This window comes from Pseudorhodobacter wandonensis, assembly GCF_001202035.1.
GTDB lineage: Bacteria > Pseudomonadota > Alphaproteobacteria > Rhodobacterales > Rhodobacteraceae > Pseudorhodobacter > Pseudorhodobacter wandonensis.
In genome coordinates, this window is record NZ_LGHT01000033.1 from 1 (window position 1) to 12,988 (window position 12,988).

The window sequence follows — 12,988 nt, forward strand, 5'->3', positions numbered from 1 at the left end:
GGGGAACATCATGGCGAAGGCCCGAGCGCGCGCACAATCTCGGCAATTCTGGTAGCTGTCGCGGCACCGTCCAGCCGGATTGTCACTTGGCCCAGAGCGATTTCGATTGATCCCAAAGGCTGCGCTTCTGGCTTGCCTGGTTGACCCGAACGCACCGGCAAAGAAGGCGCATTTCCCTCCGACAGCACGAGAGACGCAAAGCAGAAGCCGTCGTCCTCCATCGCCGGCAAAACCAACTTGCCGTCCCGAGCCCGACCACGCCATTCCGACAAATGGTTCGCCCGCAGCCCATAACGTGCCGCAACCGCGTTCACCGTTACGCCAGGCTTCAGGCTTTCTGCAACGATCTGCGCCTTGACCTCGTCAGGCCAGCGCTTCTGGCCATTGCCCCGTAAATCCACCCCATAGTCCCTGAGAAACTCCACCGTAGTCGCCATCGCGAAACTCCCGCCCCATGTCCAACAGGTGCGGAGTCGCAGGTTAATCGATCATGCAGAAGGTGGGGGCCCGAGAACGCTTACCAATCAACAGTATTGGGCGGATTCAATCGGTCGTCGCAACACATTCGATTATATCCTTTTTGAGCAGCTGGTCGAGAGCTTCGGCGGGAGTTCTCCAGCCGAGGGTTTTGCGTGGTCTTGTGTTCAAAGCATGCGCGACCGCGCTCAACTCATTCACACTGTGCTGGCTGAGATCCGTGCCCTGATAGCCACAAGTTCGGGTGTGGGGCTCATACCTGTCGCTTCAAATAGCCGCCAAGTGAGGTCAGGCAACCAAGCAATAACCTCATATAAATCGAATGACTGTACCATCAAGCCGTGGGATCACACATTTTGTCTGGTCGAATAATCTCAGTATTCCAGTCCCGACAGCGGGACGCGAGGCCTTGAGCCAAGGGATTATCTGTGAAAAAGATATCAATATCGGCAAGTGACGCAATGCGGGCCGGCGCGGATCGTTGAAACTTGGAATGGTCCGAGACCAGAAAACAGCGACGCGACTGGGCGATGATGGCTTGGCTGACCTCGACTTCTTGAAAGTCAAAGTCTAAGAGATCGCCATCTTGATCTAACGCCGAGCAACCTATCACGGCGATGTCAAATTTGAACTGGCGGATCGTATTAGACGCGAGATTGCCGACAAGCCCACCGTCGGACCGTCGTAATGTGCCGCCGGTAACGATGACTTGACATTCGGGGTTGCCGGAAAGAATCTGTGCGACATTCATGTTATTGGTGACCACCAAAAGGCGTTTATGGTTCAACAATTCGTGGGCGACCGCTTCTGTGCTTGTGCCGATGTTCAAAAACAACGAAGCCCCGTCGGGGATGTGTGCAGCGCAGGCACGGGCTATAGCGCGCTTTGCAGCTTGATTTAGAGCACGGCGATCTTCATAGCCTATGTTAGTTGTGCCGGAAGGCATGATTGCCCCACCATGCACACGCTGCAAACGCCCTGTATCTGCCAGTTCTGCCAAATCGCGGCGAATGGTTTGGACGGTCACACCAAAGCGCTCAGCCAAGCCCTCCACCGTTACTTTGCCCTCTACGCGGGCAATGTCCAGGATATCAGGCTGACGAAAACTTTGGGACATGATTCTATTCCTCCGGCCATGACCGTTTTCTTTTTCACTCGTTTAAGCAAGGGTTTTGCCCACCTCGCGAACTTTCATGCTTTTTTGCGCCGTGTCTAGAGTGGAATGCCATTACGGAAACGTCGTGATTATCAATTTGTGCCAGATGGTTGCACCTCACCCATCCCGCAAAAGGTTCGATTTTTCATAAAGCGAAAATAATACTTGCCTAAACGAACATTTCATGTTTCGATATGCCACGCAGTGAGACCATTTGGTGGGGAGGCCTTATGTCGTCTAAATCAACCGAAAATCAGATCACAGACCTGTTCATCATTGGCGGCGGCATCAACGGATGCGGCATTGCTCGGGATGCAGCAGGCCGTGGTTTGAGCGTTCGGTTGGCGGAAATGAACGATCTGGCTTCAGCCACTTCCTCTGCCTCGACCAAGCTTTTTCACGGGGGTCTTCGCTATCTTGAGTATTTTGAGCTGCGTTTGGTGCGTGAGGCGTTGATTGAGCGTGAAACCTTGTTACGTGCAATGCCGCATATCAGCTGGCCCATGCGATTTGTGCTGCCCTATCATGAAGATATGCGCTTTGAGGGGGATACCCCTACAAGCCGGATATTAAGTATTGTTATGCCGTGGATGCGGGGTCGCAGGCCTGCCTGGCTTATTCGATTGGGGTTGTTTTTATATGACAACTTGGGTGGACGAGCGATCTTGCCGGGCACAACCACGCTGTCGTTGCCCGGAACGCCAGAAGGGGCACCGATTGAGGATCGGTTTCAAAAGGCCTATGAGTATTCGGATTGCTGGATTGAAGACTCGCGTCTGGTTGTTCTGAACGCTCGTGACGCCGAGGCCCGTGGCGCAGAGATCCTTGTAGGTACAAAAGTGATTTCCGCCGCGCGGGTTGATGGGGTATGGGAGATCACTCTGGAAAGCGGTGGCGCGAGCCGCGTTGTGCAGGCCAAGATGCTGATCAATGCGGCGGGGCCTTGGGTTGGCGATGTTATCCAACACAAGGTGCGGATCGATTCGACTGAAGGCGTGCGCTTGGTCCGCGGCAGTCATATTGTCACCAAACGTTTCTATGACCACGAAAAATGCTATTTCTTTCAGGGGACGGATGGGCGGATCATTTTTGCGATTCCCTATGAAACCGATTTCACCCTAATCGGGACAACAGATGCTGAGCATGACGACCCCGCTGTAAAGCCGGTTTGCACCGACGAAGAGCGCGACTATCTGATTGACTTTGCGAACAAATACTTCAAGTGCGATATTACCGCCAACGATGTGGTTTGGAGCTATTCTGGTGTGCGCCCGCTCTATGACGATGGCGCAAGCTCCGCCACGGCCGCCACCCGCGACTATACGCTGAAAGTTGATGCGACAGGTGGCGCGCCGATTTTGAATATATTTGGCGGCAAAATCACCACATATCGCCGCTTGGCTGAATCCGCGATGCAGAAAATTGGCGCGCATTTTCCGAACCTTTCGGGGCCTTGGACCGCAGGTGTGGCCTTGCCCGGCGGCGACTTTCCTGTGGACGGGGTAGAGGCATTGATTGAGCGCCTTACCCGCGATTACCCGTTCCTTAGCCCCTTTTGGGCGCGGCGCATGGTGCGCGCCTACGGAACCGAAGCGAGCAAGGTTTTGGGCGATGCCAAGGCGGCAGCGGACATGGGGCAGGAGTTTGGTGCCACGCTGACCGGGCGAGAAGTTGAATGGTTGATGGACCGCGAATATGCGCGTCGGGCCGAAGATGTAGTCTGGAGACGCAACAAGCTGGGGTTGCGCATGGCCGCCTCGGAGGTTGAGGCGCTTGAGATTTGGATGCACGCACGGCTTTTGGCCCGCGGCGCCAAAATAGCAGAATAAGAGGGACAGGATGTCATTGATCTTACAAGGCGTTTCAAAAGTTATCGGGTCGCAAACGCATATTTATGAATCCGATCTGGAATTGCAGAACGGTACGATGAATGTGCTGCTAGGGCCAACTTCTTCTGGCAAGACCAGCCTGATGCGGTTGATGGCGGGATTAGATGTGCCCAATACAGGGCGCATTTATTGGGATGGCAAAGACGTGACGGGTATGCGGGTCCAAGATCGCCGCGTCGCGATGGTGTACCAGCAATTCATCAACTACCCTTCAATGACCGTCTACGACAATATCGCAAGTCCGATGCGACTAATGGGCAAAACTGCCTCCGAGATTGATGCGGCGGTGAAAAAGGCCGCTGATCTGATGAAATTGGTGCCGTTTTTGACGCGTAAGCCTTTGGAACTGTCCGGTGGGCAGCAGCAGCGATGCGCTTTGGCGCGGGCATTGGTAAAGGATGCCGGATTGGTGTTGCTGGATGAGCCGCTCGCCAACCTCGACTATAAGCTGCGCGAAGAGCTACGGGCCGAAATTCCTAAGATATTTGAAGAAGCTGGCTCCATATTTGTTTATGCGACGACAGAGCCAGAAGAGGCGCTGCTGCTGGGTGGGAATACCGCCACGCTTTGGCAAGGGCGCATCACACAATTTGGACCAACGCCTGAAGTGTACCGCTTTCCGGTGAATGCAACGACAGCGCGCGTCTTTTCGGATCCGCCAATGAACTTTCTGAAATTGGTGAAGTCGGGCGACGATTTCCGGTTTGGTAACGGCCAGAAGATGGCTGCGCTGGGCGATTGGTCCAAATTGCCAGATGGCCCCTATCAAGCTGGGTTTCGGCCCAACCACTTGGAGCTAAGCCCGCACGTCGCTGGTGCGATTGAGTTTGAGACTAAGCTTATGGTGACAGAAATCACCGGGTCGGAAACCTACGTACATTTGGATCACCACGGTGAACGCTGGGTTGGGCTGGTGCACGGGGTGCAGCAATTGGTGCTGGGACGGGTACTGCCCGTCTATTTGGATCCGGCCCATATCTACATTTTTGAAAAAGGCGGCGCTTTGGTGTCGGCCGCAAGCTATGCAAAGGCGGCCTGAACAATGGCAAAGATAACATTGGATAATCTGGCGCATTCTTACTTGAAAAACCCTAAATCAGAGGATGATTACGCGCTGAAAGAGTTGAACCACGATTGGGTTGATGGTGAGGCCTATGCGCTTCTTGGCTCATCAGGCTGCGGGAAATCGACGCTTCTCAATATTATTTCGGGGCTCTTGCAGCCAAGCCAAGGCCGTATCTTGTTTGACGGCAAGGATGTGACCCACGCGCCAACCGCAGAGCGCAACATTGCACAAGTTTTTCAATTTCCGGTCGTTTATGATACAATGACAGTGCGTGAAAATCTGGCCTTTCCCCTGCGCAACCGTGGGGCGGACGCAAGCTATATTGAGGCACGGGTAAACCAGATTGCAGCGATGATTGGCATGGAAGCTGAATTGGGCCGCAAAGCGCGCGGGTTGACCGCCGATGCCAAACAAAAAATCAGTCTCGGGCGCGGGATGGTACGCGAAGATGTTAATGCTCTTTTGTTTGATGAGCCCCTGACAGTGATCGACCCGCATATGAAATGGGAATTGCGCACACAGCTGAAAAGCCTGCACCACGAGTTTGGCCATACCATGATTTATGTCACGCATGACCAAACCGAAGCGTTAACCTTTGCTGATAAAGTGGTGGTAATGTTTGACGGGCGGGTTGTACAAATTGGCACGCCACAGGAATTGTTTGAACGGCCCGCGCATACGTTTGTGGGGTATTTTATCGGCTCACCGGGCATGAATGTGATGGATGCCAAAGTCTCTGGCCGCACGGCAACAGTGGGCGATGTGACGGTTGATCTAGGGGCTGATTACGCAATGCCAAAAGGCCACGTGCAGCTCGGCGTTCGGCCAGAATTTATGCAGCTAACCAGTGATCGTTCAGGTCTGCCCGCACGGGTACGGCGAGTCGAAGATGTCGGGCGGCACAAGATCGTGCGGCTTGAGGTTATGGGCAAAGAGATGGCGGTCATTATGGCGGAAGGCAGCGAGATTGCGACCGATGCAAACTATGTTCAGCTAAAGGCTGACGCGATTAACGTCTATGCCAACGACTGGCGTGTGGCACCGATGGGAGAGAGCGCATGAACAAAACTGTCAATCAAAAGGCATGGTTTTTGATCTTGCCGGTTTTGGTTCTGGTCGCCTTTTCTGCGGTTATCCCGTTGATGACGGTGGTGAACTATTCGGTTCAAGACACGTTCGGCAACAACAAGTTTTTCTGGGCCGGGTTGGAGTGGTTTGACGAAATGCTACACTCGCAGCGCATGTGGGATGCGCTGGGTCGGCAGTTGATATTCTCGGCGATCATTCTGGCAATTGAGGTGCCCTTGGGCATTTTTGTGGCCTTGAACATGCCGAAGAAAGGGTTTTGGGCGTCGTTCTGCCTTGTACTGATGTCTTTGCCGCTGCTTATCCCGTGGAACGTGGTTGGCACAATTTGGCAAATCTTTGGGCGGGTGGATATTGGCTTGCTAGGGTATTTTCTGGCGAAAATTGGTGTAGATTACAACTATACCCAAAACATCCTTGACGCTTGGATCACGGTTATCGTGATGGATGTTTGGCACTGGACCTCATTGGTCGCGCTTTTGGCCTATGCCGGGCTGCAAAGCATCCCTGATGCCTATTACCAAGCCGCTAAAATTGACCAAGCCAGCCGTTGGGCAGTGTTTCGCTATATCGAATTGCCCAAGATGGCGGGCGTGTTGATGATCGCCATTCTACTGCGGTTTATGGACAGCTTTATGATCTACACCGAACCTTTTGTGGTGACGGGCGGCGGTCCGGGCAATGCGACGACTTTCTTGTCGATCGACTTGGTGAAGATGGCAATAGGCCAGTTCGACCTTGGGCCAGCGGCGGCATTCAGCCTGATGTACAACCTAATCGTGCTGTCAATCTGCTGGGTGTTCTACACGGTCATGACTCAAATGGATAAAAGGGATGGTGTGTGATGAGAAAGCGTTTTGGCATCAACGGATCGACCCTTGTGATGGGGCTTTATCTGCTGTTTCTTTTGCTGCCGATCTACTGGCTACTGAACATGAGCCTGAAGACAAATCAGGAGATTTTGGGTGGCTTTTCCCTATTTCCGCAAGATTTGACGCTGGCAAATTACGCTGTGATCCTTACCGACCCGAGCTGGTACATGGGGTATGTGAACAGCATGATCTATGTGGTGATGAATACCGTCATCAGTTTGGCGGTGGCATTGCCTGCAGCCTATGCGTTCAGCCGCTATCATTTTATGGGTGACAAGCATCTGTTTTTTTGGCTGCTTACCAACCGGATGGCACCGCCTGCGGTTTTCGCCCTGCCGTTCTTTCAGCTTTATTCCTCGGTCGGGCTGTTTGACACGCATATCGCCGTGGCGCTTGCGCATTGCCTGTTCAATGTGCCGCTCGCGGTGTGGATTTTGGAAGGCTTCATGCGCGGCGTTCCCAAGGAAATCGATGAGACTGCCTATATTGACGGCTATTCCTTTACGCGGTTTTTCACCCGGATTTTCATGCCGCTGATTGCCTCTGGCATCGGTGTGGCCGCGTTCTTTTGTTTTATGTTTTCGTGGGTTGAACTTCTGCTTTCCAGAACCCTTACAAGCGTTGATGCCAAACCTATTGCGGCCACAATGACGCGGACAGTTTCGGCAAGCGGTATGGACTGGGGCGTGCTGGCCGCGGCCGGGGTTCTAACGATCGTGCCGGGCGCATTGGTGATCTATTTTGTGCGTAACTATATTGCCAAGGGCTTTGCCCTAGGGAGGGTGTAAAATGGCTTGGATGGCATGGACCGGACCAACCGCAATTTTCTTTATCGTCATCGCCTCGCTTTTGATCACCTTTACGGTGCTGGCAATCAAATTTCCCGAAACACCCCGCATGGGTGTGCTTCGGATCGAAACCACGCGGGGTGACCGGTTATTCATCACGCTTCTTGGCTCGGCCTTTATCAACTTGGCTTGGCTAGGATTAGGCGGCTCGCCTCAATGGGTCGCCTTGGTTATCTGCGCGGCCTATGCAGTAGCGGTGTTTCGCTGGGTATAGAGGCACAGATGAAAAGCGGTGGCCCTCGGGTGTATCAGTCCCAAAAGGCCACCTGAACACGTCAAAGATAGCAAAATGTTCTAAGGGAGGAACAAGATGAAACTGCGACATATGTCAACCACGGCCATGACGCTGGCGATTGCCATGCTGACGGGCCCTGCTTGGGCAGACATGGATGCTGCCAAGGCCTTTCTGGACACTGAAATCGGTCCCCTTTCAACGCTAAGCCGCGCTGATCAGGAAGCTGAAATGCAGTGGTTCGTAGATGCCGCCAAGCCTTTTGCAGGCATGGACATCAAAGTAGTATCTGAAACCATCACAACGCATGAATATGAAAGCAAGGTTTTGGCCGATGCTTTCACTAAGATTACGGGTATTAAAATCACCCACGATCTGATCGGCGAAGGCGATGTTGTTGAAAAGCTGCAAACTCAAATGCAGTCTGGCGAGAATATCTATGACGCCTATATCAACGATAGCGATCTGATCGGCACCCACTGGCGCTATCAGCAAGCCCGCAACCTGACCGACTGGATGGCAGGCGAAGGCGCTGATGTCACCAACCCCGGCCTCGACCTGAATGATTTCATCGGGTTGAAATTTACCACGGGACCAGATGGCAAGGTTTACCAGCTGCCAGACCAGCAGTTCGCAAACCTTTATTGGTTCCGGTACGATTGGTTCAACAACCCAGAATTCCAGGCCGAATTTAAAGCAAAGTACGGCTATGATTTGGGCGTTCCGGTCAACTGGGCGGCTTACGAAGATATTGCCGAATTCTTCACCGGCAAGACAATCGATGGCCAAGAAGTCTATGGCAACATGGACTATGGTAAGAAAGACCCAAGCTTGGGTTGGCGTTACACCGATGCGTGGATGTCGATGGCCGGCATGGGCGACGTGGGTGAGCCGAACGGCCTGCCAGTCGACGAATGGGGCATCCGGGTAAATGAGCAATCACAACCCGTAGGCTCTTGCGTAACGCGTGGCGGGTCGACCAACGATGCGGCTGCAGTTTACGCTGTGACCAAAGCGATTGAATGGCTGAACAAGTACTCGCCCCCATCGGCGGCTGGTATGACCTTTGGCGAGGCTGGCCCCGTTCCGGCGCAGGGCGCGATTGCCCAACAGATGTTCTGGTACACCGCCTTTACCGCCGATATGGTAAAGCCCGGTATTCCAGTCATGAACGAAGATGGCACGCCAAAGTGGCGCATGGCACCTTCACCCCACGGCGCTTACTGGCAGAATGGTCAAAAGGTTGGCTATCAGGATGCCGGTTCGTGGACATTGATGAAATCGACCCCGGTCGATCGCGCAAAAGCGGCTTGGCTTTATGCGCAGTTCATTACCTCGAAAACGGTCGACGTGAAGAAGTCGCATGTTGGTCTAACCTTCATTCGTGAAAGCACGATTCAGGACAAGTCGTTCACCGATCGTGCGCCACAACTAGGTGGTCTGGTCGAGTTTTACCGCTCACCAGCCCGTGTACAGTGGTCGCCAACCGGCACTAACGTACCGGACTATCCAAAGTTGGCGCAGCTTTGGTGGCAGAACATTGGCGATGCAATGTCGGGTGCAAAAACCCCACAAGAAGCGCTGGATGCTTTGTGTGCTGAACAGGAAAAAGTCATGGAACGTATCGAGCGTTCGGGCGTTCAAGGCGATATTGGTCCAAAGATGAACGAGCCGCAAGATGCGCAAGTCTGGCTGGATGCACCGGGCGCACCCGTTGCCAAACTTGCTGATGAGCGTGGCACCCCAGAAACGATCAGCTATGACGAGCTGCTCAAGTCCTGGCAGTAAAATAACGAACGGGGGCAAAGTTTGCGCTTTGCCCCTATTCACATGGTTTCAAATGCCCCCGCCGGAGATATTTGATACCAAGTGCGGCAAAGAAAAAACCTGTATGGAGGCGTTGATGAGCCATATTCTAGCAATTGATCAGGGCACAACATCAAGCCGCGCGATTATCTTTAATGCTGCGATGCAGATTGTTGCCACCGCGCAAGAAGAATTCCCTCAGCACTTTCCGCAAAGCGGCTGGGTAGAGCATGACCCTTCGGACCTCTGGGCCACCACAGCAGGCACGGCGCGTGCAGCAATTGAGAAAGCCGGGCTGGGAGCAAACGATATTGCTGCAATTGGCATCACGAACCAGCGCGAAACAACGATTGTCTGGGACCGCGTGACGGGCCAACCCATTCACAATGCGATTGTCTGGCAAGATCGGCGCACCTCTGATTATTGCCGCGCCCTGCGCGAGGCGGGGCACGACAAGATGATCACAGCCCGTACCGGATTGCTGGCTGACCCATACTTTTCAGGGACCAAGCTGAAATGGCTTTTAGACCATGTCGATGGCGCGCGTAATAAGGCGCGGCGCGGCGAGTTGCTGTTTGGCACAGTCGACAGCTTTTTGATCTGGAAGCTTACTGGGGGTGCCGCACATGTAACCGACGCGACCAATGCAGCGCGCACCTTGCTTTATGACATCCACAAAGGGCGTTGGAGCAAAACCATATGCGACCTCTTTGATATCCCTATGGAAATGCTGCCCGAAGTAAAGGATTGCGCCGCCGATTTTGGCATGACCCGCGCCGATCTGTTTGGCCGCCCTATTCCGATTTTGGGCGTGGCGGGTGACCAACAGGCCGCCACCGTAGGCCAAGCCTGCTTTGCCCCCGGTATGATGAAATCCACCTATGGCACGGGATGTTTTGCGCTGTTGAACACCGGCGACAAGGCCGTTACCTCGAACAATCGTTTGCTGACAACCATCGCCTATCAGTTTGATGGCAAGCCGACCTATGCCTTGGAAGGGTCGATCTTTATTGCAGGCGCCGTTGTGCAATGGCTTCGCGATGGTTTGAAAATCATTCGAGAAGCTAGCGAAACGCAGCCTTTGGCCGAAAAGGCCGATCCGTCTCAGAATGTGGTTATGGTCCCTGCCTTTGTAGGCCTTGGCGCACCCTATTGGAATGCAGAGTGTCGGGGCGCAGTGTTTGGCCTGACTCGCAATTCGGGGCCCGCAGAATTTGCCAAGGCGGCGCTGGAATCTGTGGGTTACCAGACTCGCGACTTGCTAGAGGCAATGCAGGCAGATTGGGCGGCAACTGGAACACAGCCAACGCTGCGAGTGGATGGCGGCATGTCAGCCTCGGATTGGTCGATGCAGTTTCTGGCAGATATTATTGGTGCCAAAGTTGACTGCCCTGCCGTGCGCGAAACCACAGCACTTGGGGCGGCGTGGTTAGCCGGGCAAAGGGCAGGGATCTACCCTGATCAAGCCGGGTTTTCTGCCAATTGGGCCTTGGAACGGACTTTTGAGCCGCAGATGGATGAAGCGACCCGCGCCGCAAAATACCAAGCCTGGAAGCGCGCTGTTGCCGCCACTGTGTCATTTTGAAAGGGTTCGGGTTCGCAACCGCAGGGCAAATTGTCTTTGGTCGAGGGCGCGCGGATGAGGCGTTGAGCTTTGTTTTGACCCTTGGGCAGCGGGTTATGCTGGTGCATGGATCACACCCTTGGGCCGACCATGCCGCCGAGGCGTTGCGCGCGGCTGGTGCCACAGTACTGGCTGTACGCAGCGTCGGCGAACCGGATTTGGCACAGCTAGAGGCGGCTTTGGCAAAAGGCCGTGCCTTTGACGCGCATGTGGTTTTGGCCGTTGGTGGCGGGTCAGTTCTGGATTTGGGAAAGGCCGTGGCCGCGCTCATTCCGGGGAACAGCGCCCCGATGCAGCATCTAGAGGTAGTCGGCGAAGGCCTGTCACTGGAGGCGGCCCCCCTGCCATTTGTCGCGGTGCCCACGACAGCGGGCACTGGTGCGGAAGTAACCAAGAATGCGGTAATCGGCGTATCAGGGCGCAAAGTGAGTTTGCGCGACAATCGAATGCTGGCCGATCTCGCCTTGGTGGATCCGAGCCTGACAGATGGCTGCCCAATGCCTGTGACTCTCGCTTCGGGCATGGATGCTTTGGTGCAAGTGATAGAGCCTTATTTGTGCAACAGGCCCAACTCCATGACCGATGCGCTTGCCCGCGAAGCTATCCCAAAGGGCATGGCTGCGTTGACGGTACTGATGAACCGCGAGGATGCGTCCGCACGTGATGATCTTGCACTGGTCAGCTTGTTTGGCGGGCTGTGTCTAGCCAATTCCGGCCTAGGGGCAGTTCACGGATTAGCGGGCGTGATTGGCGGCCAAAGTGCTGCCCCCCACGGCGTGATTTGTGCACGGCTTTTAGTGCCGATCCTGCGTGCCAACCGGGCGGCTGCAGAGGCAAATTTTGCAGATATTGGGCGTTATGATGAAGTGGCCGCCTGGATCGCGCTTGGCTTTGAATGCCCCCCTGCGCTCGCGCTGGACAGGCTGGAAATAGCCTTGGACGATTGGGGCTTACCAAGGCTGGGCAGATGGCTTGCAGGACATGATTTAACCCTTCTCGCGGCGTCTGCACAGGTATCTTCTTCTATGAAAGCCAATCCCTTTATATTGTCAGTAAAGGATCTGGAAGACGCTCTTCACACCACACTTTAAGCAGCACCATCAGAAGGTTTATGAGTGGGGCGCTAGCAGTGTACCTGGTTCGGCTAACATCTTTATTAAGTTGAGCGCATCAATTTGGATAAACTTAGCAGTTCGCTTAGTTGGGGGCGAGCCTCGACATGAAAAGGGACCTAACGCCTTTAGCTTTCCTGGCCCGAAGCTGACTCAGAACTGGGCACACTTTACGATGGAGGTCGACTATGACGTGTCACCGTCAACCGATCTGACGGCTAGTTTCAGTGCCGCAACGAATGGCAATTAATCTTCGGAGGGCGTCACACTTGGGCTTCGGGAAGCGTTCTAGCGCAGTGTATCAAGACGTTTCAACTTTTTCTTTCACCATTGGGGGACTGAATGGGGTGCTGAAAATTTGGATCCGAATACAGAGAACCTGATCCTTCGTTCGACATGAATGGCGGAAAGCGGCCCTTGGACGAAGCCGCTTCGCGGCATTGGTGCATTTGGCTAATGGCGTGACACGCCCCCAAAGTGGTGCGCATTTTGCGTTTTGACCGACCTGCCTGACGATTGGGGTCTTCTCAATCATCAGACAGGAGGTTCCCATGACAGAAGAGAAAGTAACCCCGCTGCGCCAGCGGATGATCGAAGACATGCGCATCCGTGGAATGGGGGACAAGGCGCAGAAGTCCCACATCCGTGCGATCAAGGATTTCGCCGTTTTCCGCGGACGATCACCCGACACGGCGACGCCAGAGGACCTGCGCGCATATCAGCTCCACATGTCGGATACCGGGGTGACCCCGTCGACCTTCAACACGCGCATCGTGGCGCTGCGCTTCTTTTTCGGTATGACCTGCGGGCGGGAGGAGAT

Annotated in this window: 12 protein-coding genes and 1 pseudogene; 10 read left to right on the top strand and 3 right to left on the bottom strand. The window is 54.3% G+C overall.

Annotation, left to right across the window (positions count from 1 at the left end; translation table 11 throughout):
• Positions 1-8: 8 nt before the first annotated feature.
• From tnpA to AKU79_RS10690, 3 genes and pseudogenes are all read right to left on the bottom strand, one after another.
• Positions 9-437 carry an IS66-like element accessory protein TnpA gene (tnpA, locus tag AKU79_RS10685; protein ID WP_050521797.1) on the bottom strand — a complete coding sequence of 143 codons (429 nt, stop codon included), beginning with the start codon at positions 435-437 and terminating at the stop codon, positions 9-11.
• A 106-nt stretch (positions 438-543) separates the two neighbouring features.
• Positions 544-705 (bottom strand): annotated as a pseudogene (locus AKU79_RS19290) (IS30 family transposase); the annotation flags it as partial.
• Between the two features lie 106 nt (positions 706-811).
• Positions 812-1,594 carry a DeoR/GlpR family DNA-binding transcription regulator gene (locus AKU79_RS10690; protein WP_050523598.1) on the bottom strand — a complete coding sequence of 261 codons (783 nt, stop codon included), beginning with the start codon at positions 1,592-1,594 and terminating at the stop codon, positions 812-814.
• Between the two features lie 269 nt (positions 1,595-1,863).
• On the opposite strand from AKU79_RS10690, the gene glpD reads away from it, so the two are divergent.
• The 10 genes from glpD to AKU79_RS10740 form a co-directional block, all read left to right on the top strand.
• Positions 1,864-3,462, top strand: a complete 1,599-nt coding sequence (gene glpD / locus AKU79_RS10695) for a glycerol-3-phosphate dehydrogenase (protein ID WP_050523599.1) — start codon at positions 1,864-1,866, stop codon at positions 3,460-3,462.
• Positions 3,463-3,472: 10 nt separating this feature from the next.
• Complete coding sequence (locus AKU79_RS10700) at positions 3,473-4,561, top strand: ABC transporter ATP-binding protein (RefSeq protein WP_050523600.1); 1,089 nt, start codon at positions 3,473-3,475, stop codon at positions 4,559-4,561.
• Positions 4,562-4,564: 3 nt separating this feature from the next.
• Positions 4,565-5,650 carry an ABC transporter ATP-binding protein gene (locus AKU79_RS10705; RefSeq protein WP_050523601.1) on the top strand — a complete coding sequence of 362 codons (1,086 nt, stop codon included), beginning with the start codon at positions 4,565-4,567 and terminating at the stop codon, positions 5,648-5,650.
• Positions 5,647-6,519 carry a carbohydrate ABC transporter permease gene (locus AKU79_RS10710; RefSeq protein ID WP_050523602.1) on the top strand — a complete coding sequence of 291 codons (873 nt, stop codon included), beginning with the start codon at positions 5,647-5,649 and terminating at the stop codon, positions 6,517-6,519. Before AKU79_RS10705 ends, AKU79_RS10710 begins: the two co-directional genes overlap by 4 nt.
• Positions 6,519-7,334, top strand: coding sequence for a carbohydrate ABC transporter permease (locus AKU79_RS10715; protein ID WP_050523603.1), 816 nt, complete (start codon positions 6,519-6,521; stop codon positions 7,332-7,334). The genes AKU79_RS10710 and AKU79_RS10715 overlap by 1 nt, the downstream gene beginning before the upstream one ends.
• A 1-nt stretch (position 7,335) precedes the next feature.
• Positions 7,336-7,608, top strand: a complete 273-nt coding sequence (locus AKU79_RS10720; RefSeq protein WP_050523604.1) for a DUF2160 domain-containing protein — start codon at positions 7,336-7,338, stop codon at positions 7,606-7,608.
• A 96-nt stretch (positions 7,609-7,704) separates the two neighbouring features.
• The gene (locus AKU79_RS10725; RefSeq protein ID WP_197087286.1) at positions 7,705-9,414 is read left to right on the top strand and encodes an ABC transporter substrate-binding protein; all 1,710 of its coding nucleotides are present in this window, start codon (positions 7,705-7,707) and stop codon (positions 9,412-9,414) included.
• Positions 9,415-9,529: 115 nt separating this feature from the next.
• The gene (glpK, locus tag AKU79_RS10730; RefSeq protein WP_050523607.1) at positions 9,530-11,017 is read left to right on the top strand and encodes a glycerol kinase GlpK; all 1,488 of its coding nucleotides are present in this window, start codon (positions 9,530-9,532) and stop codon (positions 11,015-11,017) included.
• Positions 11,014-12,147 (top strand): iron-containing alcohol dehydrogenase, encoded by a 1,134-nt coding sequence (locus AKU79_RS10735; protein ID WP_050523605.1) that lies wholly within the window; start codon positions 11,014-11,016, stop codon positions 12,145-12,147. Before glpK ends, AKU79_RS10735 begins: the two co-directional genes overlap by 4 nt.
• 572 nt (positions 12,148-12,719) lie before the next feature.
• The coding region (locus AKU79_RS10740) for a site-specific integrase (protein ID WP_197087287.1) at positions 12,720-12,988 on the top strand (269 nt) is incomplete at its 3' end.